Below are 20,171 nucleotides of genomic sequence, written 5' to 3' on the forward strand. Positions count from 1 at the left end.
TCCACCTAGGAGACGTTCCGCATGCGGAAGATACTCGTCGTAGGAGCCGGTCAGTCCGGTCTCCAGCTCGCCCTCGGCCTCCAGTCGCACGGTTACGAGGTCACGCTGATGTCGAACCGGACGGCGGACGAGATCCGCTCCGGCCGGGTCATGTCCACACAGTGCATGTTCGACACGGCGCTGCGGCACGAGCGCGATCTCCAGCTGAACTTCTGGGAGTCCCAGGCCCCGAAGATCGAGGGGCTCGGAGTCTCGGTGGCCGCCCCCGGCTCCTGGGCCGAGGGCCCGGCGGCCCGCGCGATCGACTGGGTGGGCAGGCTCGACGGATTCGCGCAGTCGGTCGACCAGCGCGTGAAGATGGCCGGCTGGCTGGAGACCTTCGCGCAGCGCGGCGGGCAACTCGTCATCCACGGCGCGGCCGTCTCCGACCTCGACTACTTCGCCCGCACCTACGACCTGGTGCTCGTCTCGGCCGGCAAGGGCGAGCTGGTGTCGATGTTCGAACGGGACGCGGAGCGGTCCCCCTACACCGAGCCGCAGCGCGCGCTGGCCGTCGCGTACGTGCACGGTCTGGGCCCGCGTCCCGAGCACCCCGAGTTCGACGCGGTCCGCTGCAACCTCGTCCCCGGAGTCGGCGAGCTGTTCGTCATGCCGACCCTGACCACCTCCGGCCGGGCCGACATCCTCTTCTGGGAGGGCATACCCGGCGGCCCCCTCGACGCCTTCCAGGGCGTCAAGGATCCCGCGCAGCACCTCTCCCTGACCCTGGAACTCATGGAGCGGTACACCCCCTGGGAGCACGCGCGGGCCACCGGGGCCGAACTGACCGACGCCGGCGGCGTGCTGAGCGGCCGGTACGCCCCCACCGTCCGCAAGCCCATCGGCAGGCTGCCCTCCGGCGGCCTCGTCCTCGGCGTCGCCGACGTGGTCGTCGCCAACGACCCGATCACGGGTCAGGGCGCCAACTCCGCCGCCAAGTGCGCCGCCTCCTATCTGGCATCGATCCTGGAACACGGGGAGAAGCCGTTCGACGAGGCGTGGATGCGGGAGACCTTCGACCGGTACTGGGCGACGGCCCAGCACGTCACGAAGTGGACCAACGCCATGCTGGCGCCGCCGCCGGAGCACGTGCTGAACCTGATCGGGGCGGCCGGCCAGATCCAGCCGGTGGCGGACCGGTTCGCCAACGGCTTCGACAACCCGGCCGACTTCGAGGAGTATTTCTACGACCCCGAGAAGGCCGGGGCCTACCTCGCCTCGGCGGCCCCCCGGGCCTAGGAGACTGCTGGAAAGATTGCTCGGGGTGCCCGAGTCGCCCCGGTTCGCTGATAAATGTCGATCAGGGCAATCTGGTGCAAGGTGGGCGCGTTTTCAAGATCTTCAGGACGCTCCCAGCGTCCTGGGCCTGTCGGCCCAGGGTCCCCGTGCCTCAAGGCTCCCCGGTGCCGGGGTCCGGGCGTGCCGCCGGCTGAGGGTCGCCCGCGGCCGGCCGTCCGGTGCCCTCCGCCCCCGCGGGATCCGCGTCCGGTCGTACGGCTCCCAGGATCGGGTACGACGCGATCGGGGAACGCCTGATCGTCTCGCCCGTGCGCGGCGCCTGGATCACCATGCCGTCGCCCGCGTAGATCGCCACGTGCGTGGCGTCCGCGAAGTACAGGACGAGGTCGCCGGGTCGCAGGCCGCTCAGTGGGATGCGGGGCAGCGTGGCCCACTGCTCCTGGCTGGTGCGGGGGACGGGGGTGCCCGCGGCGGCCCAGGCCTCGGACGTCAGGCCCGAGCAGTCGTACGAATCCGGGCCCTGTGCGCCCCACGCGTAGGGCTTGCCGAGCTGCCGTTCCGCATAGCGCAGGGCCCGGTCGCCCGCCGCGGACGGCTTGCCGTCGTCGCCGAGGGCACCGGAGGCGGTCAGCTCCCGCTGGGCGCGGTCGACGCCGGCCCGCTCCAGTTCGGCCAGCTCGGCGAGCCGGTCCGCGGGGAGGGAGGCGAGCAGCTTCTCGACGGCGGCCAGCCGCTCGCGGACGTCGTCGCGTGCCTCCTTCCGCTGCTCGGCGAGGGTGAGCCGGCCGTCCAGGGCCTTGCGGGCCGCCCGGGCCAGGTCGCGGCTCCGGCGCTCGGTGCCCTCCAGCCGGGCCACCGTCTCCGCCCGTTCCCGGGCCAGCCGGCCGATCACATGCCCCTGGTCCAGTGCGTGCTGGGGGTCGCGGGCGAGCAGCAGCCGCACGTACGGGGAGAAGGCGGTGCTGTTCTGGTACTGCTGCCGCGCCAGCCGGCCCGCGGCGCCCAGGCTGTCGTGCAGCGTGAGCCGGGCGCGGGCCAGGGCGGTGTCGAGCCGTTCGGTCTCCGCGCGGCTCTTCCTCAGCTCCTCCTCGGTGGCGTTGTAGGCCTCGGTGGCCTGCTCCGCCTCCCGGTACAGTCGCTGAAGGTCCGTCAGCAACTCGTCGACGGACCGCTCGCCGGGCTCGGGAGCGGCGACCGCGGGCGCGGGTGCGAGGGCGGTCTGGGCCGCCAGGGCCGCCGTGCAGGCCAGACGCACGAACCTGCCTGACACATCATCACCTCCGGTGCGGGCGAGGAGTGCGCTCCGCACCGTGAGCATGGGACGGGCCGCGCGGGTCCGCGCGCCGAGCGTGCGCGGTTCGGCGCAACGGCGTCACCCGTCGGCGGCATCCGGCTGGCCGCCCGGCGTGTTCTCCGGCCTTCCGCCCGGTTTCGACCAGGGCCACTTCGGACCCCCGCCGGTGTCGCCCTCCGGGTCGTAGGCGTACTTCCAGCCGCGGGGCAGGCCCAGCCGCCTGCTGTACCCGCGCGGCACGCGCCGGTAGACGAGGACGGTGGGGGGACCGCCGGTGGCGTCCGGGACCGGGATGCGGTAGGTCTTCGGCGGATGCCCGGTCGGCCCCAGCAGCACCGGCAGGACCCGGCCGTCCATGGGTCCGCCCTCGAAGGGGGTGTCTTCGCTCTTCACGCCACCAGTGTCGGACATCGGCCGCGACGGCGGCGCCCGCAGGTCCCCGCACGCCCCTGCTCCCGAACGTCTCCCGGCGCCGGTCCGTGTGCGGTGCCGGTTCGTGGCGGGAGCGAGCGCCGTGCGGTGTCCCCGACGCCCGGGGACTCCACCGCCCCGACGCCGTCCCGCGCGCCGGTCCGGCCGAGCCCGGTGTCCGGCTCCGCGTTCGGCGGTCCCCCGTGCCGCTGCCCGCACCGGGCGGCTCGGCGCGTCCGGCGTGCGTGCGCGGCGGCCCCGGCTCCGTCAGGACTCGCCGGCCGACAGTGCGGAGAGCAGCGACGCCGTCTGCGGGTCCCGTGTGGCGGTCACGCCGAGCACCGCCACGAACTGCTCCACCAGCCAGTCGCGCAGTTCCCCGGCCGGCGGCTGCTTCTCCTCGTCGAGCCAGATCAGCGACGCCGCTTCCACCGCCGTGATCCACATCCGGACGGTCATCCGCAGCCGCGGTCCCGGCTCCGTCACCCCCAGGTGGCGGAAGATGTGCTCCGCAGCGGCCCGGCGCACCCCGTCGACGATCGCGCCGGTCCGGGAGGTCTCCACCACACTGCCGCCCTGGAGCAGGGCGCTGAACCCGGCGTCGTGCTGGTCGACGAAGGTCAGGTAGCGGTCGAGGGCACGGGCCAGGCGGGGCAGCAGGGGACCGGTGCGCGGCTCGTCGAAGCACAGCTCCAGCTCCGCCGCGGCCGACCGGAGCGCCGCCTCGTACAGCTGCTGCTTGCCTCCGGGGAAGTACCGGTACACCAGGGGCCGCGACACTCCCGCCGCCTCCGCCACGTCGTCCAGCGACACCTCCTCGGGCGCCCGGTGCGCGAACAGCGACAGCGCGGCGTCGAGCAGCTGGCTGCGCCGCTCCTCGACGCTGAGACGGCGGTAGGCGGGGGTGGGAGCGGAGGGGGTCATGACCGGCAGCGTAACCGGTGCCTCTCGCCGGATTCCCCGCGTCGGTCAGGCAGAGTCCGCCCCGCCAGGACGCCCGGCAGCGCCTGGCGACGCCCCCGCCGAGGGTCCGGGCGGGCCCGGGTACGGGGACGCCGGGCCGGGCGGACGCACCGCACGCCGACCCGGGTGGGGCGGACGCCGCCGAGCGCAGGGCGGACGGCGGCCGAGCCGGCCGTGGGCCGTCCCGCAATCCCGGGCGGGCGCACGACGACAGCTGCGGCACCTCGCCGCGTTGTCGGGAGCACCCGCATACGCCCGGTACGAGGACGTCCCTCCGCCTTGCGATCCACCGCGTCCGACGCCGCGCGCTGATCCACCGGGGGAACGCGGGACCGCCCTCAGGCCAGGAGTCCCGACGCGCGCCACAGCCGGCGCCCCACGCCCCGCAGCACCCCGATGTCGTCCAGGAAGTCGGTCAGCCGCTTCGCGCCGTTCTGCATGACCTCGCGCCGATGCCCGCTGGCCCTGACCTGCGCCATGGCCTCCCGCTGATCCAGCCCCACGTTCGTGTAGACGTCGGGGTTGACGAAGGCGACCGAGAAGACGCGGGCGAACTCGCCGGACGTGATCCGGGTGAACTCCTGCGACCACTTGGGCGCGGTCACCATCTGCCGTCGCAGCTCCTCGCGGGCGTAGCGCACGTGCCGGGCCTCCTCCACGACGTGGATCCGCGTCACGCCGCGGATCAGCGGCTGCACCCGCTCGTCGGGGAAGGTCAGGCGCTGCATCCAGTCCAGTACCTCCTCGCCGAGCAGGGTTGCGGTGAAGGAGCCCGGGGTGGTGGAGACGGTCTTGAACAGGCGCCCGAGGTTCCGGTGCGCCCGGCTGACCGGGTACCAGGGTGTGCCGCCCCGGGAGATCACCCGCGCGAACATCTTCGAGTGGCGGCACTCGTCCTCGATCTCGGTCAGCGCGTAGCGCACGTGGGCGCTCGTGGCCGCCTTGTCGTAGACGTGCCGGACGAGCAGTTGCATGAGGATGAGCTCGAACCAGATGCCGAGGGAGGCGAGGGCCGCGGCCTCGTGCTGGGAGAGCATGATCCGCTGCTCCTCGCTCATCCGCTTCCACATCGGAGTGTCGTACAGCGACACCAGCTCCGGGGGCCAGAACCATTTGCCCTCCTCGAAGGGTGCGTCCCAGTCCAGCTCCTTGTCCGGGTCGAAGGAGTGCTTGGCGGAGGAGGCGAGCAGCCGCTCGGCCACCTGCTCCCGGTCCTTGAGCAGACCGAGAGCGTCGCGCAGCCCGTCCAGCGCGTCGGCTTCCGTCAGGGTCGTCATGGGGCCTCTCCTTCATGGATGCCCCGGCCTTCGGGCCGGGGAGAAACGAAGCTCGTGTGGAGCAGGGCGGGGGAAGCCGGTTCGCCGCCGGGGCGGACCGGCGTGCACCGTCCACCGGCCGGCACCCGTCACTCACGGCTGATCCACCTCGTCGTCGCACGGGGGCGTGGCGGGACCCGGCCCGCGGGGCATGGCGGCGGCACCCACCGGTCACGCTCTTATGAGACTGCCTGTCAGCAAGGCCGTCAATCCCTTGCGCGAGACTTGTTGACCCGACGTCTACCTCGTGTGAGCCTGCGACACATGCCGACCTACGACCTGTACGCCAACAATCCCGGTGATCCCCACTGGCAGGTGCCCGCCTCCGGCGCCGCCCGCTTCGGCTGGGAGTACGACGACGGCCGCGAGCGCCTTCTCGCCCTGTACCAGAAGGGCAAGGACAAGCAGTGGGACGGCGCCCGCCGTATCGACTGGGACCTGGAGGTCGACCCGTACGACCCTCTCGGCACCCCCGACGAGGCGATGTCCCTGTACGGCACCCGGTACTGGGCGAAGCTCACCGACAAGGACAAGGAGAACCTGCGCCGGCACTACGCCTCCTGGCAGTTCAGCCAGTTCCTGCACGGCGAGCAGGGGGCGATGATCTGCGCCGCGAGGATCGTGGAGTCCGTGCCCGACATGGACGCCAAGTTCTACTCGGCCACCCAGACCATGGACGAGGCCCGGCACGCCGAGATCTACGGCCGCTTCCTGCACGAGAAGATCGGCCTTCTCTACCCGATCAACGACAACCTCCAGGCGCTGCTCGGCGACACCCTGCGTGACAGTCGCTGGGACATGCCCTACCTCGGGATGCAGGTGCTGATCGAGGGTCTGGCCCTGGCCGCATTCGGCATGATCCGTGACACCACGGACAAGCCGCTGCCCCAGCAGATCCTGGCGTACGTCATGCAGGACGAGGCGCGGCACGTGGCCTTCGGGCGCATGGCCCTGCGCGACTACTACAAGCAGCTCACCGACGCCGAACTGCGCGAGCGCGAGGAGTTCGTCATCGAGGGCTGCTACCTCATGCGCGACCGCCTGCGCGGCACGGAGGTGCTGGAGAACTTCGGCGTCCCGAAGGCGGAGGCCGAGGCCTTCAGCGAGCAGTCCGAGTTCCTGGCGCTCTTCCGCAAGCTGCTCTTCTCCCGCATCGTGCCCTGCGTCAAGGACATCGGTCTGTGGGGGAAGCGTCTCCAGCAGGCCTACGTCGACATGGGCGTCTTCGAGATGGGCGACTCCAACCTGGACCTGCTGATGGCCCAGGACGAGGAGATCGCGGAGAAGCTGGACGCCGAGCGCTTCGCGGTGGAGGAGCGGGAGCGGGTGGCGGAGGTGCGGGAGGCGATCGAGGCGGGTACGGCGGAGTCCTGACGTCGCACACGCGTGCAGTACCGTTTCGCCGTGTCCATGCCTCCTCCGCCCCACAGCCCGAACGGCCCCGCCAACCCGTACGGGGCGCCGCCACCGGCCCCCTACGGTCCCCCATCGGCACCGCACCACGGCACGGCCCACCCGCAGCCGTACGGCCCTCAGCCGCCACCGGGCCCGTACGGCCCGCAGCCCGCACCGCACCACGGCGCGCCGTACCCGCCGCCGTACGGCTGGGGGCCGCCGCCGCCGAAGAAGCGGCGGGTCGGGCTGGTGCTGGGGATCGTGGGCGGCGCGGCCGGCGTGCTCGTGGCGATCGTGGTGGCGCTCGCCGTGGTCGGGGCGGCGGCGGACCGGGACTTTCCGGAGGCCAGGTACGTCCTGTCGGTGCCCGGGACACTGCTGAACGACCGCTACGAACTCGCCGAGGACCTCTCCGGTACGCAGGGCCAGAAGATCCTTGACGAGGCGGACGGCGCCTGGGACGCCAGGACCGACGGCGCCGCGGTCGGCCGCTACAGCCTGGGCGGGGACGAGACGACGGGCACCCTGGTGGTGTCGGGCATGTACGGCCGCTTCAAGCACACCGACGCCGCCCGCCGCAACATGATGGAGGGCGCGGCCCGGGGCGAGGGCGCCACCACGGCAGTGCCGCCCCGGGACTTCCGGCCGGCCGGCGCGGGCGGTCCCACCGTCAGCTGCGAGGTGATCACCCAGATGCAGGCGGGGACGAGGATGACCGTCCCGGTCTGCGGCTGGGCCGACGACAACACGGGTGCCACCGTCGCCGTGGTGTCCGTGGACACCGTGAACCGCGACCCGACCGAGATCGACCTGGCGCAGGCCGCGGACGACACCCTCCGGATCCGCACCGAGATGCGCCGGGCGATCGCATGACCTCCGCCGCCCCGCCGGCCGATCCGCGCGCCGCCCGCGGCAGCCTCGACGGTCCCGCATTCGGCGGTGCCTTGGGTGAGCGGTGGTTCCCGCTCCTCCGCGACCGGCGCCGGGCCTTCGCGGAGATCCGCGCCCGGCGCACTCCGCCGGAACCGGAGCGGAACCGGACCGACGACACGGCGACGGCGGGCACGACGGGCGTCCAGGTGGAGTGGCTCAGCCGCGGGGAGGCGCTGCCCGCGCCGGCCGGCTGAGGCGATGCCCCCGCTCCCGTCCCCGGTCCGGCGGGCGGGTGACGGGAGCGGGGACCCGGGGGAGGATCAGACCGAGCAGCCCCGGTCCTCCGGGAGGCCGCCGAGGACCGGCTCGGCGCCCTGCGGCGGAAAGGACGTGCGCAGCGTGAACGCGTACGGGGCCGGCCCGTTGGCGCGCAGGTGGAGGAGGCGGGACTCCGCCTCCCCGACCGTGGGGCGGTGGCCGGCCGGCACCCACCACAGGGCCGTCATCGCCTCCTGCACCCGCTCGAACCACTCGCGGCGGCGCGAGAGCATCTCCCGGTGCCGGCCCTGGTACATGTAGGCCGTCAGGGAGTCGGTGTCCCGCCACACCGACATGTTGACGATCAGCCAGGCGTCGCCGAGGAACGGGATGTCGGTCGCGTCGCCGTCGTCCGACTGGAGCCGCCAGACGAAGCCGTCGGCCGCCTCGGCGTCGGCGTTCACCGGGGCGAGGTTGTCCACGAAGTCCTTCAGCTCCGGCGAGTCCAGCGGGAACCGGAGGCGGGCGATGTTCACCTGGGCCAGCTCGAACTCTGCTGCGGGCCCCTGGGTTCCGGTTCCGGGGGATCCGGCCGTCGTGGGGGATCCGGCCGCCACGCGGGGGTCGGCGGTCCCGGACGTCGGGGCCCCGGCGGAGGCGGAAAGGGCGATCTCGGCGGCAACGGCGCTTTCTGCGGGAGCGCTGGTCCCGTGCGGGTCGGAGGGTGTGGCGGCTTCGGTCATGGCCGAACGGTAGGTCGGCCGCCCGGGCCGGCGGCACCCCCCGTCTCAGGATCCGAGCACCGCCCGCATCACCGCCCGCGCGATCGGCGCCGCGTCCCCGCCGCCGCTGATCTCGCCGCGGTCGGCTGCGGCGTCCTCCACCACCACCGCCACGGCGACCGACGGCTCGGCCTGCCGCGGTCCCTGCGCCCAGGAGATGAACCAGGCGTACGGCGTACCGGAGTTGCCGAGGCCGTGCTGGGCGGTACCGGTCTTGCCGCCCACGATCGCGCCGGGAATCGCCGCGTTGGTGCCCGTGCCCTCGCGCACCACGTCCCTCATCAGCTCCCGTAGCCGCAGCGCGGTCGCCGGATGCATCGCCTGCCGGACCGGCCGCGGGCCGGCCGTGGACACCGTGGTGCCGCCTGCCCGCACGGTCCGCTCCACCAGGTACGGCGCCCGGACCTGGCCGCGGTTGGCCACCGCCGCCGCGACCATCGCCATCTGCAGCGGCGTGGCCCGGGTGTTGTACTGGCCGATCGAGGACAGCGCGAGCTGCGCCTTGTCCAGGGTGGTGTCGAAGGTGCTGGGAGCGACCGCGAACGGGACGCGCACCCCGGGGTCGTTGAAGCCGAAGTTCCGCGCCGCGGCCACCATCGCCTCGGCGCCGACCCGGACGCCCAGCCGCGCGAACACCGTGTTGCACGACCACTCGAAGGCGTCGCGCAGCGGCGCGTCCTCGCAGCCGTCGCCCTCGTTGGTCAGGCGTGTCCGGGTACCGGGCAGGGTGTAGGGGTCGGGGGAGTCGGTCGGCGCGTCGACGTCCGTGACCACCCCGGCGTCCAGCGCCGCCGCCGCGGTCACGACCTTGAACGTGGAGCCCGGCGGATACGTCTGCCGGACGGCCCGGTTGAGCATCGGCTTGTCGGGATCGGAGTTGAGCCGGGCCCAGGCGCGTTCCGCGTCCGCCCCGTTGCCGGAGAGCAGCGCGGGGTCGTAGGACGGGGCCGACACCAGTGCCAGGATCCGTCCGGTCCCCGGCTCGATCGCCGCCACCGCGCCCTTGCGTCCGGCCAGCCCCTCGTACGCCGCCCGCTGCGCGGCCCGGTTCAGGGTGGTGACCACGTCCCCACCCGGCGCGCGCTGCCGGGTCAGGTCCTTCAGCAGCGCGAGCGGCGACAGCAGCGGGTCGGTGCCGGCGAGGACGCCGTCCTCGGTGTGCTCCAGCAGGGACGTGCCGTACACCTGCGAGGCGAAACCGGTGACCGGGGCGTACAACGGGCCGTCGGCGTAGGTGCGTTCGTAGCGCAGTTGCTCCCGGGTGTCCTTCGAGCCGGTGACCGGGCGGCCCGCGACGAGGATGTTCCCGCGGGGCTGGCCGTAGCGGGCGATGACGGGACGGCGGTTGGCCGGGTTGTCGTCGTAGGCGCGGGACTGGACGACCTGGACGCGGGCGGCGTTGACGAGCAGGGCCACGAGCAGCAGGGCGCAGAACACGGCGGCGTACCGGATGTAGCGCGTCACGGGGCCACCTGCCCGTCGTACTGGCGGCGGGCGCAGTGGCTGACCCGGATCAGCAGGGCGACGATGGCCCAGTTGGTGACCACGGACGATCCTCCCTGGGCGAGGAACGGCATCGCCATGCCGGTCAGCGGGATCAGGCCCGTCACCCCGCCCGCGATGACGAACACCTGGAGCGCGATGATCGAGGCGAGCCCGACGGCGAGCAGCCGGCCGAACGGCTCGCGCAGCGACAGCCCGGCCCGGTAGCCGCGCTCCACCAGCAGCGCGTAGAGCAGGAAGAGCGCCGACAGCCCGGCCAGGCCCAGCTCCTCGCCCGCCGTGGCCAGGATGAAGTCCGACTTGGCGGCGAACCCGATGAGCACGGAGTGCCCGAGGCCGAGACCGGTGCCGAGCACTCCGCCGGCCGCGAAGGCGAACAGCGACTGGGCCAGCTGGTTGGGTCCCTGCCCCGCCTCGATCGAGGCGAACGGATGCAGCCAGTCCTCCACGCGCGCGTGGACGTGCGGCTCCAGCCGGCCCACGGCGATCGCGCCGAGTGCGGCGAGCAGCAGGCCGACCGCGATCCACCCGGTCCGTCCCGTGGCCACGTACAGCAGCACCACGAACAGCCCGAAGAACAGCAGCGAGGTGCCCAGGTCCCGCTCCAGTACCAGCACCCCCACGCTCAGCAGCCACACCGTGAGGATGGGGCCGAGGACGCGGCCGGTGGGCAGTTGCATCCCCCAGACGCGGCGCCCCGCGTACGCCAGCGCGTTGCGGTTGGCGGCCAGGTACGCGGCGAAGAACACCGCCAGCAGCACCTTGGCGAACTCGCCCGGCTGGATGGAGAACCCGGCGATCCTGATCCAGATGCGGGCGCCGTTGACCGCCGGGAACAGGATCGGCAGCGTGAGCAGGGCGAGGGCGGCGGCGACGCAGACGTAGCTGTAGCGCTGGAGCACGCGGTGGTCCCGCAGCGCGGCGACGACCACCGTGAACAGGGCCACGCCGAGCGCGGACCACACCAGTTGGGCGGGCGCGGCACGGTCGTGCGGGGTCTCCAGGTCCAGCCGGTAGATCAGGACCAGTCCCAGTCCGTTGAGCAGCACCCCGATCGGCAGCAGCAGTGGATCGGCGTAGGGCGCACGCAGCCGTACCGCCAGATGCGCGAACAGCGCGAGCACGCCGAGCCCGGCACCGTAGCCGACGGCGCCGGGCGGCAGGGAGCCGGTGTGGGCGAGGCCGACGGCGCAGTAGCCGTACACCGACAGCAGGACGGCGAGGACGATGAGGGCGAGTTCGATGCCGCGGCGCCGGGGGAGGCTGACCGCGCGTGCGGGGGCGTCGGCCGCCGCGACGGCGGTTCCGGTTCCGGCCTTCGTCATGTCCGGAACTTACCCAAATGAGATGGCTTGCTCGCGGTGCGGGCCGCGCGCGCCGCATCCGCCGGGCCGGCCGGTCGCTCCCCGGTGGTCAGCACCAGCGGGGTGCGGGGCCGAGGTTGTCGATGTAGGCGGCCGAACCCCAGGCCCAGGTGCCGTCCGTGAGGAGGTACCACAGGGGGTTGCCGTGGACCTTCTGGCCGGGCGTCTTGCAGAAGATCGACACGACTTGGCCGCGGTGCGCGGTGCGGATCACCCGGCTGCCCCGGTTGGGCGCGCTGCGCAGCAGCAGCGTGTCGGCCGTGACGACGCCGCGGTACAGACGCTGGTCGTCGTGCCCGCCGTGGTGGTCGCCACCCCATTCGCCGCGCCCGTCCCCGCCGTCCTGCTGGGTCGCCCCGGAGTTGTTGCTCCCGGAGGTGTTGCCCCAGTGGTTGCCGTCCTGCTGGGCTGTCCCGGAGTTGTTGCTCCCGGAGGTGTTGCCCCAGTGGTTGCCGTCCTGCTGGGCCGCCCCGGAGCTGTTGCCCCCGGAGCCGTTGCCCCAGTCGTTGTCGGCGGCGGCGGGTGTGACGGCGGCGACGGTGGCGAGGGTGCCGGCGGCCCCGGCTATGGCGACGCGGGTGAGGGCGGAGCGCAAGGACATGACGCATACCTCCAGAAGAGGGCGAAGGAGTCGAATCCTGACTAACCGCCACATTAGAAGTGGCCATCCGCCCGCGCGCGCCACGATGGTCCATCGGAGCCGGGGCGCCGCCGGGCAGGGAACCGGCCGCCTGCTCCCCGGTCGGCCGAGGGCGTCGCCGCGGGCCGCACGACGGTGTACCGGTAGGGACCGGCGGGCGGCGCCCGGCGCGTACGGGCGCCGCCCGCCCGGGGCCGGGGGTTGGGGCCCCTCGGACGCGCGGGGGCCGGGCGAGGGGCGCCGGTCAGCGCGCCGGACCGGGCGGGGAAGCCGCCGGGGCGTCCCAGCCGGGCGGCACCGGCGGCAGCGTCACCGTCGCCACCGCCCCACCGTCCTCCGCGTTGGCGAACGTCAGCCGTGCCCCCAGTACCTCGGCCTGGCCCACGGCGATGGTCAGCCCCAGCCCGTGCCCCTTCGTACCGCCCTCCGTGCGGAACCGCTGCGGACCGTGCGCCACCAGGTAGTCCGGATACCCCTGCCCGTGGTCCCGCACGGTCACCACCTGCCCGTCCACGGTCAGTACCACCGGCCCGCGCCCGTGCCGGTGCGCGTTCGCGACGAGGTTGCCGAGCACCCGCTCCAGGCGCCGCCGGTCGGTCTCCACCCGCGCGTCCTGCACGACGCGCACCTCGGTCGGTGTCCCCGACGCCCGCACCACCCGCTCGGCCAGCGCCCCCAGTTCTTCGCCGTCCGCGTCCAGCCGCTCCCGTCCGGTGTCCAGCCGGGAGATCTCCAGCAGGTCCTCGGTCAGCGTGCGCAGCGCCGCCACCCGGTCGCGCACCAGCTCCGTCGGCCGGCCCGGCGGCAGCAGCTCGGCCGCCGCGTGCAGCCCGGTCAGCGGGGTACGCAGCTCGTGCGCCACATCGGCGGTGAACCGCTGCTCGGAGAGCAGCTTGCTCTGCAGCGACGACGCCATGGAGTCCAGGGCGGCGGCGACCGCGGCCACCTCGTCCTGCGGCCGGGTGGGGTCCTTGGTCCGCGGATCGCCCACCCGCGCGTCCAGGTCGCCGCCGCTGATCCGCCGCGCCACCGTGGCGGTGGCGTGCAGCCGCCGCGTCACCCGGGTCACCGCGAACGCGCCGACCAGAAGCGTCGCCCCGATCGCGAGCGCCGACGACCACAGGATCGCCCGGTCCAGCGCCTCGATGGTGTGCGCCTGCTGCGCGTAGTCGACCCGGACGGCCAGCGTTCGCGCGCCGTCCACCGGACCCGCCGCCCACATCGCGGGCCGCCCGCGGTCGGAGGCCACGACCGTGCCGCGCTCCCCGCCCGCGGCCAGCGCGTGCAGCGGCGCGGGCACCCCGGGCGGGTCGATCCCGGAGCCCGGGACCAGGGGGTCCCCGGCCTCGTACGCCTTCGTCGCGTCCGCCAGCCGCTTCAGCGCCAGTTCCCGGGCCTGGCCGACGGTCTGGTCGGTCACCTGCACGTGCACCAGGACCCCGAGGAGCGCGGCCAGCGCGCAGCACATCACGGTGATGAACAGGCCCGCCTTCACCGCCAGCGGCCCGGCCCACCGCGGCAGCGGGGGCCTCACCGCGCCCCCGCGGAGGGCGAGGCGGCCGGACGCCGCGGATGGGCCGGGGCGCGGCTGCCGCCGGTGTGCTGCATCTCGTCGTGCGTGAGCAGCATCGTCCGCTGGTCGGGGTCCCACGTCCACTGCAGCCGGTAGTCGTAGCCCGCGACGTCGGAGGGCGAGCGGATGATCAGGGACCGCCCGGCCAGCTCGACCCCGCTGACCGCGTCCTCCCAGCTCATGACCTGTACCAGCTGGTGCTTCTCGACGGTGTACACGCGCACCGCGGTCAGGGGTCCGGGCAGCTGACGGAACCCGAGCGTCAGCTCGTCGTGCCCGTCCCCGGTCAGGTCCCGGTAGTACGACTTCAGCACGGGGCACCGGGCACGGTCGCCGTCCGCCCCGCAGTCGTCCAGCCGCGCGACCGTCTCCCGGTACCGCGCCGTCGACCCGGAGTAGTCCTCTGGGTCCGCCTCGATCTCGGCGCGCACCACGGCCACCGGGTCGACCTTGCGGATGTCGTCCCCGGGCACCGCGACGCCCTCGACGGCCTCGTGCTTGACCTCGTCGATGTCGAAGGCCGGCGAGGACGCCGGGGTCAGCGACGGCCACAGCCGGACCGGACTGATCGCGGTCGGCGTGGCGCCGGCGCCACGCAGGCCGCCGGTGTCGCCGCAGGCCGCGGCGGTCGCCAGCAGGCCGCAGGCGGCCACGGCGGCGAGGGCGGCGCGCGAGCGTCGGCTGCGGGGCACGGGTCTCCTGGGTTCTCTGGGGTGCGAGGGCCCCGTACACCATATTCTCGGGATGCTCGGGTACGTCCGATTTGCTGCCCGGACGGTCCTACTCGGCGAGCTCCTCCAGCAGCCGGGCGGTGGACAGCCCGGCCCGCAGGTACTCGGTGAACAGCTCGTTGTGCAGGGCCCACGGCGAGCGACGGGACCGTATCAGCCGGATCGCCTCCCCCGGCGCGTGCCCCCGCCGGATCAGGGCGTGCGCGACGACCAGCCCCGAGCGGTTGTACCCGTGATAGCAGCGCACCAGTACCCGGCGTCCGGCGTCCAGTGCCTCGCACGCGGCCTCGGCGAGCCGCATCACGCCCGCCAGCTGCGTCCCGTCCAGCGGCGCGTCCGGGATCGCCCACACATGGTGCTCGACGCCCGGGTCCGGGCCGTGGCCGGGCAGCCGCAGCAGCGTCTGCACCAGGTCGAACTCGTCGTGCACGACGGCGACCTCCAGCTGCCCCGTCCGCCCCCGGAACTCGTGCCCGCCCATCCACAGGCCCGGCACGATCTCGTCCCACGGGCTCTGCGGAGCCGGCACCTCCGGCTCTCTCCTGCGGGTACGCAACGGCGCCTCCCCAACCGCCCTCCGCCGATCTCTGCGGCGCGTCCGCCCGTGGCCACGGGCGTCCCGCACCCGCCGCCACGGCTGCTCACCTGTCCCGGATCCCTCTCAAGGTAACCGCCTTCTTGCCGTGCAGCACCCCGCCTGTTCCCATGGTCGTGGGGTGATGGTGCATGAGCCGACTGCGCGTCATACCGACCCGGCGACACGGCCGCGACCGGTTGTACGTCTGCCGTACCGACGGCAGGAACATCGCCTGGTACGACCGTGAGGCCGCCCGGGTGAACCTGCTCAGCGAGGACCAGAGAGACGAGGTGATGGCGGCACTCGACCCCTTCATCACGGGCAGGGTCACGGTCGGCCCGCCACCCCTGCCGGGCCCGGCGGAGCTGGCGCTGCTGTCCCTCCACCCGGACGACGACCTGGCCCCCAACCGTCCCGGCGAGGCCCTGCTGATCGCCCTCGAACGCGACCCGGGCCCGGCCCACCGGCTGCGTCCCGACCCTCGCCGCCGCGCCCTGGAGGCCGAGCAGACCGTCGGGGGCGCCCTCGACGCGATGGACGGCGGGGGCTGGCACACCCTGCACTCGGTCCCCCTGCCCGGCGGCGACCGCATCCACCACCTGCTGATCGGGCCCGGCGGCCTGTTCGCCGTCCACACCCGCCACGCCCGCAAGCAGCGGGTCCGCGTCGACGACCCCCTGGTCGCGCTGGGCCGCCGCGACGCCGAGCCGCTGCTGCGCCGCGTGCGCGCCGACGCCGACCGCGCCCGCTGCGCTCTGACCGCCGAGGTACGCCCGGTCCTGGCGCTGGTCGGCCCGGCGGACATCGACTTCGTCGCGCCGCCGCGCGAGGTCCGCGTCCTGCCCGACACGGACCTGTCGGCCCTGGCCCGGCCGGCCGCCGTCCTGAAACCGGCCGACGTGGAGGCTCTGCACGCGATGGCCCGCGACCGGCACACCTGGTCCCGCGTCTGAGCGGGACCACGGCGCGGGCATGGGCGCCGTCGCGGCCGCGCCCGCCGGGCCTCCGTCCACCGTGCCCGCCGGGCGGGGTCAGGGCAGCCGGCCGGCCCGCTCCGGATCGAGCAGCGGTGCCATCAGGTCGCCGTGGTCCCGCAGGCGGGGGGCGAGGTCGGAGGCGGTGAACGCCAGCCGGTCGGGCGCCCCGCACCCGGCCACCTCCTCCCAGGTCACCGGCGCGGACACCCAGGGCCGGGTGCGGGCGCGCAGGGTGTAGGGGGCGGCCGTGGTCTTGCGGGCGGCGTTCTGGGACCAGTCGACGAAGACCTTCCCCGGCCGCAGGCTGCGCGTCATCCGGTGCAGGGCCAGGCGCGGCATGGCCCTCTCCGCCTCCACGGCGAGTTGCCGGGCGTAGTCCGACACCTGCCCGGACGACGAGCCGCGCACCCCGGCCAGCAGGTGCAGCCCTTTCGACCCGGACGTCTTGGCGTACGCCTCGATGCCGTCCGCCGCCAGCCGCTCCCGCAGCCACAGCGCGACCTCGCAGCACTCGACGACGGTCGCGGGCGCGCCCGGATCCAGATCGAGGACGAGCCGGTCGGCGACCCCCTGGGCCTGCACCACCCACTGGTGGGTGTGGAACTCGGTGACGAGGTTCGCCGCCCACATCAGACTCGGCAGATCCTGCACGCAGACCATCCGCCCCGCCCCGGCCACCCGCGCCACCTCGGCGGTGGTGACCCACTCGGGCGTACCCGGCGGCACGTTCTTGGTGAAGAACACCTGCCCGTCGGTCCCGTCCGGATAGCGCAGGAAGGACACCGGCCGATCCCGCAGATGGGGCAGCAGCACCCCGGCCGTCGTGGCGTAGTAGTGCAGCACCTCGCCCTTGGTGAAGCCGGTCGCCGGGTACAGCACCTTCTCCAGGTTGCTGAGCGCGATCCGGCGCCCCTCCACCTCTGTGATCGGCGTCATACGATGAGAATCCCATGTGAATCATCTGAAGCCCGGACAAAGTGACAGGAAGGGTGCTGCTCGTGCGATCCATATGGAACGGAGCCATATCGTTCGGCCTGGTCAGCATCCCGATCAAGCTGGTGAACGCGACCGAGAGCCACTCGATCTCCTTCCGCCAGATCCACACCGAGGACGGCGGGCGCATCCGCTACCGCAAGGTCTGCGAGCTGGAGGAACGCGAGGTCACCCAGGCGGAGATCGGCAAGGGCTACGAGGACGCGGACGGCACGATCGTCCCGATCACCGAAGAGGACCTGTCCCGCCTGCCGATCCCCACCGCGAAGACCATCGAGATCGTCGCCTTCGTCCCGGCCGACCGGATCGACCCGCTCCAGATGGACGCCGCCTACTACCTCGCCGCGAGCGGTACCCCCGCGGCGAAGCCGTACACCCTGCTGCGCGAGGCGCTGAAGCGCAGCAACAAGGTGGCGATCGCCAAGTTCGCGCTGCGCGGCCGGGAGCGTCTGGGCATGCTGCGCGTGGTCGGGGACGCGATCGCCATGCACGGGCTCCTGTGGCCGGACGAGGTGCGGTCCCCGGAGGGCGTCGCCCCGGACGCGGGCGTCACCGTCCGCGACAAGGAGCTGGACCTCGCGGACGCCCTCATGGACACCCTCGGCGAGGTCGACCTGGAGGACCTGCACGACGAGTACCGCGAGGCGGTGGAGGAGGTCATCGCGGCGAAGGTCTCCGGCGAGGCTCCCCCCGAGGCGCCCGAGCCGGCCAGGGGCGGCAAGGTGCTGGACCTGATGGCCGCGCTGGAGAGCAGCGTCCGCGCGGCGAGGGAGTCCCGCGGTGAGGAGGGCGGCGGCGAGGAGGCCGGCGTCACACCCATGCCGCAGGACCGGGAGGTGCCCGGGGCGAAGGCCGGAAGGAAGAAGTCCGCGGCCTCGTCGAAGAGGTCCGCGGCGAAGACGGCCGGGGCGGGCGGGACCGCCGGGACGGCGAAGAAGGCGGCTTCGGGGAAGACGGCGGCCAGGAGCACGGCGGCGAAGGACGCGGCGGCCGGAGGCACGGCGAAGAGGACGGCGACGGCGAAGAAGGCCGCGAAGCAGACCGCGAAGAAGTCGGCCTCCCGCAGACGAACGGCGTGAGCCCGGCGAACGGGACGGCCGGGGTGAGCGGTCCGCCGAGCGGGCCGGGGGGCGGTGCCGCCGGGGCGTGTGGCGCGCGGCCCGGGGCGGGCTGCTGCGGCTCCGCGCACGCGGCCGGGGCGGCGACCGGCACCCCCACGCGACCGCCGCGCCACCGCGGCCCCACGCACGCGGCCGGGGCCGCGGCACCCGGTTCCCGGCGACGGTGGGCGCCGCCGCCTCCCGCCGGCCATGACTGCGCCGCCGGACTCCGTGCCGCCCGCGCCGAACCCGGCATCCCCCCAGGCCTCCCGTGCGGCCAGCACGGCGAACTGCGCGGCCCGGTTCATACGGCGCGTGGCGGCGCGGTCCAGCAGTGACACGGGGTCCACGGGCACGGTTCCGGCCACCCGGACGGGCAGCTCCTCGAACTCGGGACCGTCCAACTCCCTGATGCCGTGCCGCCCTTCGACCAGGCCCTGCCACAACTCGCCGACGCCCAGGGGCGTGACGGCCCCGAGCCCGGTGACGACGACGCGCCGGGGCCGCGGGACCGGGGCCCGCGGCCCGTCGGGCCGCGGCGGATGCCGTACGACGTTCCCCTCCTCCTCGGCGCTCGCCGCCCAGGCCCATACCTCGTCGTCGGAGGCGACGCAGTCGCCGACGCCGTCCAGGTCCCGGTGCCAGACGCCCCACCGCCGTACGTACGTCACCTCCTCGGCCGCGGGGTCGACGACGCGCAGGACGCACAACCGGTCGCCGTCCCGGAGGCCCACGGCGGTCAACTCGTCGCTCCTCAGCGGGGGGACGCTCCTCGGGTCGATCCGCCGGCTGCCGACGGTGACCCGCTGCCCCCTGCTCAGCACGCGCTCCCGGTCGCTCCCGCCGAGCGCCGGCCGGAAGGTGAGCCGGATCGTCTCCGGCGACTCGGGGACGGTGTGCAGGACGACGTACCAGCGTCGGGCCGTGGCGTCGTCGGGTGAGAGGGCGAGCAGGTCGCCGGGAACGACCTCGGCGGCGCTGACGGTGTACGGCGCGATCGGCACTTCCGAGGCACGGAACGACGAGGAACGGGACGAAGGCGCACGGAACGAAGAAGACATACCCGTGCAGACTCCCTGTAGGCCGAATTGGGTGCAGAGCGGACTGAAAAGAGTGAAAAAGCCATGGTTGAAGGGCGAACCTGCCGTTTTGTGGCGTTATGCGGGAGAGGTGCACAAGTGCTGCGCCGTCAGCGCGCTTGTGTGCGCGCTGACTTGTCGGCCCCCGTGGCCCGCTGTGCAACCGGTCGTGCCCGCACTGTCCGCGGTCCCCGGTGGGTAACTGTCCGCGCCGCCCGGTATGTGGCGGCCCTCACGGACGGAGGTCCGGACCGAACCCCGCTGTGCCCGCCGCCCGCCTGCTCTGCCCTGGCGCGGTGACGACTCGGATGGTCACATCGCCAGCACCATGGCGAGCATGCCCATGGCCAGCGACAGGCGGCACGCCAGACCTACCGCCGGCCCCTGCCACGCGCGGGGTGACGTGTCGTCCGCTCCGCCCCTCCCCGGCCCCGGGGTCGTGCAGGCGGCGGCCGGGGCCGGCACGAGCCGTGCGCCGACCCGCAGCACGTAGAGGGTGTAGTAGGCCAGCAGCGCCAGATCGACCAGAGGCAGGCCCATCGAGGCGTGCCCCCCGTGCCGCATGCCGTCCATGCCATCCATGCCCGCCATGCCCCCGCCGCCGATCGGGGGCGCCATCAGGGCCGCCATGTAGGTCATGGCCGCCGCGTCCACGGTGTGGTGCAGGCGGTGCGCCTCACCGCGGGCGAACAGCGAGGCCCGCACGGCGAGGCCGGCGAACAGCACGCCCAGCGCCAACGGCCCCCACACGCCCGTTCTGGGTGCGAGGCCGGGCGCCGCCATCAGGGCCATCCCCATCCCCATCGCCGCCTCGGCGCGCGCCGTGCGCCGGGCGTACCGGTCGGCCGCCGCCCGCGCACCCGACCTCACCGCGCACAGCACCCCCGTGGCCGTACCGAGAGCTGTCAACAGCCATCCCACCAACGGCGGCTCACCCATGAGATCACCCCGCCCATCCACCTTCCTCCGCACGGCGGGGCGTACCCGGGCGCGTGAGGGCAGACCCCGCGCACGGGAGGCGCGAAACCGTGCTGCGTGCTCCCGCCGTGCCCACCCGCCCCCTG

General features: G+C 73.8%; 19 protein-coding genes and 1 pseudogene. 6 read left to right on the forward strand and 14 right to left on the reverse strand.

Annotated features, from left to right (window positions below; genetic code table 11):
- Positions 1–21: 21 nt before the first annotated feature.
- Positions 22–1,278, forward strand: a complete 1,257-nt coding sequence (locus I3F54_RS26365; RefSeq protein ID WP_240121410.1) for a styrene monooxygenase/indole monooxygenase family protein — start codon at positions 22–24, stop codon at positions 1,276–1,278.
- Between the two features lie 151 nt (positions 1,279–1,429).
- Here the strand turns inward: I3F54_RS26365 and I3F54_RS26370 are convergent, their stop codons facing one another.
- The 4 genes from I3F54_RS26370 to I3F54_RS26385 form a co-directional block, all read right to left on the reverse strand.
- Positions 1,430–2,548 (reverse strand): C40 family peptidase, encoded by a 1,119-nt coding sequence (locus tag I3F54_RS26370; protein WP_240121411.1) that lies wholly within the window; start codon positions 2,546–2,548, stop codon positions 1,430–1,432.
- 102 nt (positions 2,549–2,650) lie between these two features.
- Complete coding sequence (locus I3F54_RS26375; RefSeq protein WP_240121412.1) at positions 2,651–2,965, reverse strand: hypothetical protein; 315 nt, start codon at positions 2,963–2,965, stop codon at positions 2,651–2,653.
- Positions 2,966–3,250: 285 nt separating this feature from the next.
- Positions 3,251–3,907 carry a TetR/AcrR family transcriptional regulator gene (locus tag I3F54_RS26380; protein WP_240121413.1) on the reverse strand — a complete coding sequence of 219 codons (657 nt, stop codon included), beginning with the start codon at positions 3,905–3,907 and terminating at the stop codon, positions 3,251–3,253.
- Between the two features lie 377 nt (positions 3,908–4,284).
- Entirely contained in the window at positions 4,285–5,223 is a 939-nt protein-coding gene (locus I3F54_RS26385) for a diiron oxygenase (protein ID WP_240121414.1), read from the reverse strand.
- Positions 5,224–5,526: 303 nt separating this feature from the next.
- Here I3F54_RS26385 and I3F54_RS26390 point away from each other — a divergent pair, with 303 nt between their 5' ends.
- Genes I3F54_RS26390 through I3F54_RS26400 form a run of 3 tightly spaced genes read left to right on the forward strand, consistent with a single transcriptional unit; the run spans position 5,527 to position 7,784 of the window.
- On the forward strand, positions 5,527–6,636 hold the full coding sequence (locus tag I3F54_RS26390) for a ferritin-like domain-containing protein (protein WP_240121415.1): 1,110 nt from the start codon (positions 5,527–5,529) through the stop codon (positions 6,634–6,636).
- A gap of 36 nt (positions 6,637–6,672) precedes the next feature.
- Entirely contained in the window at positions 6,673–7,530 is an 858-nt protein-coding gene (locus I3F54_RS26395; protein WP_240121444.1) for a hypothetical protein, read from the forward strand.
- Positions 7,527–7,784, forward strand: a complete 258-nt coding sequence (locus I3F54_RS26400) for a hypothetical protein (RefSeq protein ID WP_308373958.1) — start codon at positions 7,527–7,529, stop codon at positions 7,782–7,784. Before I3F54_RS26395 ends, I3F54_RS26400 begins: the two co-directional genes overlap by 4 nt.
- 66 nt (positions 7,785–7,850) lie before the next feature.
- Here I3F54_RS26400 and I3F54_RS26405 read toward each other — a convergent pair whose 3' ends face one another.
- From I3F54_RS26405 to I3F54_RS26435, 7 genes are all read right to left on the reverse strand, one after another.
- On the reverse strand, positions 7,851–8,333 hold the full coding sequence (locus I3F54_RS26405; RefSeq protein ID WP_240121445.1) for a DUF3291 domain-containing protein: 483 nt from the start codon (positions 8,331–8,333) through the stop codon (positions 7,851–7,853).
- 243 nt (positions 8,334–8,576) lie between these two features.
- Positions 8,577–10,034: a penicillin-binding transpeptidase domain-containing protein gene (locus I3F54_RS26410; protein WP_240121416.1), complete on the reverse strand. Its 1,458-nt coding sequence runs from the start codon at positions 10,032–10,034 to the stop codon at positions 8,577–8,579.
- The gene (locus I3F54_RS26415) at positions 10,031–11,398 is read right to left on the reverse strand and encodes an FtsW/RodA/SpoVE family cell cycle protein (protein WP_240121417.1); all 1,368 of its coding nucleotides are present in this window, start codon (positions 11,396–11,398) and stop codon (positions 10,031–10,033) included. The genes I3F54_RS26410 and I3F54_RS26415 overlap by 4 nt, the downstream gene beginning before the upstream one ends.
- Before the next feature lie 88 nt (positions 11,399–11,486).
- Positions 11,487–12,038, reverse strand: a complete 552-nt coding sequence (locus I3F54_RS26420) for an SH3 domain-containing protein (RefSeq protein ID WP_240121418.1) — start codon at positions 12,036–12,038, stop codon at positions 11,487–11,489.
- 283 nt (positions 12,039–12,321) lie between these two features.
- Positions 12,322–13,611, reverse strand: coding sequence for a HAMP domain-containing sensor histidine kinase (locus tag I3F54_RS26425; RefSeq protein ID WP_240121419.1), 1,290 nt, complete (start codon positions 13,609–13,611; stop codon positions 12,322–12,324).
- Positions 13,608–14,342 (reverse strand): hypothetical protein, encoded by a 735-nt coding sequence (locus I3F54_RS26430; protein ID WP_240121420.1) that lies wholly within the window; start codon positions 14,340–14,342, stop codon positions 13,608–13,610. Before I3F54_RS26430 ends, I3F54_RS26425 begins: the two co-directional genes overlap by 4 nt.
- 88 nt (positions 14,343–14,430) lie before the next feature.
- Positions 14,431–14,937, reverse strand: a complete 507-nt coding sequence (locus I3F54_RS26435) for a protein phosphatase (RefSeq protein ID WP_240121421.1) — start codon at positions 14,935–14,937, stop codon at positions 14,431–14,433.
- A 170-nt stretch (positions 14,938–15,107) separates the two neighbouring features.
- On the opposite strand from I3F54_RS26435, the gene I3F54_RS26440 reads away from it, so the two are divergent.
- Entirely contained in the window at positions 15,108–15,911 is an 804-nt protein-coding gene (locus I3F54_RS26440) for a nuclease-related domain-containing protein (protein WP_240121422.1), read from the forward strand.
- Between the two features lie 78 nt (positions 15,912–15,989).
- Here I3F54_RS26440 and ligD read toward each other — a convergent pair whose 3' ends face one another.
- On the reverse strand, positions 15,990–16,871 hold the full coding sequence (gene ligD / locus I3F54_RS26445) for a non-homologous end-joining DNA ligase (RefSeq protein WP_240121423.1): 882 nt from the start codon (positions 16,869–16,871) through the stop codon (positions 15,990–15,992).
- Positions 16,872–16,933: 62 nt separating this feature from the next.
- On the opposite strand from ligD, the gene I3F54_RS26450 reads away from it, so the two are divergent.
- A complete protein-coding gene (locus I3F54_RS26450; protein ID WP_240121424.1) occupies positions 16,934–18,007 on the forward strand; it encodes a Ku protein in 1,074 nt (357 codons plus the stop codon).
- 269 nt (positions 18,008–18,276) lie between these two features.
- Here the strand turns inward: I3F54_RS26450 and I3F54_RS26455 are convergent.
- Both I3F54_RS26455 and I3F54_RS26460 read right to left on the reverse strand, forming a co-directional pair.
- Positions 18,277–19,089, reverse strand: a pseudogene (locus I3F54_RS26455) (beta-ketoacyl synthase N-terminal-like domain-containing protein); the annotation flags it as partial.
- Between the two features lie 330 nt (positions 19,090–19,419).
- Positions 19,420–20,046 (reverse strand): DUF5134 domain-containing protein, encoded by a 627-nt coding sequence (locus tag I3F54_RS26460; RefSeq protein ID WP_240121425.1) that lies wholly within the window; start codon positions 20,044–20,046, stop codon positions 19,420–19,422.
- Between the last annotated feature and the right edge of the window lie 125 nt (positions 20,047–20,171).

This window comes from Streptomyces sp. MUM 2J, assembly GCF_022414535.1.
Lineage (GTDB): Bacteria > Actinomycetota > Actinomycetes > Streptomycetales > Streptomycetaceae > Streptomyces.

Excerpts from the sequence above, each read along its gene's own strand:
- I3F54_RS26395 (WP_240121444.1), top strand. The coding sequence starts at position 6,673 with ATGCCTCCTCCGCCCCACAGCCCGAACGGCCCCGCCAACCCGTACGGG.
- I3F54_RS26400 (WP_308373958.1), top strand. The coding sequence starts at position 7,527 with ATGACCTCCGCCGCCCCGCCGGCCGATCCGCGCGCCGCCCGCGGCAGC.
- I3F54_RS26460 (WP_240121425.1), bottom strand. The coding sequence starts at position 20,046 with ATGGGTGAGCCGCCGTTGGTGGGATGGCTGTTGACAGCTCTCGGTACG.
- I3F54_RS26420 (WP_240121418.1), bottom strand. The coding sequence starts at position 12,038 with ATGTCCTTGCGCTCCGCCCTCACCCGCGTCGCCATAGCCGGGGCCGCC.
- I3F54_RS26365 (WP_240121410.1), top strand. The coding sequence starts at position 22 with ATGCGGAAGATACTCGTCGTAGGAGCCGGTCAGTCCGGTCTCCAGCTC.
- I3F54_RS26440 (WP_240121422.1), top strand. The coding sequence starts at position 15,108 with ATGAGCCGACTGCGCGTCATACCGACCCGGCGACACGGCCGCGACCGG.
- I3F54_RS26415 (WP_240121417.1), bottom strand. The coding sequence starts at position 11,398 with ATGACGAAGGCCGGAACCGGAACCGCCGTCGCGGCGGCCGACGCCCCC.
- I3F54_RS26390 (WP_240121415.1), top strand. The coding sequence starts at position 5,527 with ATGCCGACCTACGACCTGTACGCCAACAATCCCGGTGATCCCCACTGG.
- I3F54_RS26380 (WP_240121413.1), bottom strand. The coding sequence starts at position 3,907 with ATGACCCCCTCCGCTCCCACCCCCGCCTACCGCCGTCTCAGCGTCGAG.
- ligD (WP_240121423.1), bottom strand. The coding sequence starts at position 16,871 with ATGACGCCGATCACAGAGGTGGAGGGGCGCCGGATCGCGCTCAGCAAC.
- I3F54_RS26385 (WP_240121414.1), bottom strand. The coding sequence starts at position 5,223 with ATGACGACCCTGACGGAAGCCGACGCGCTGGACGGGCTGCGCGACGCT.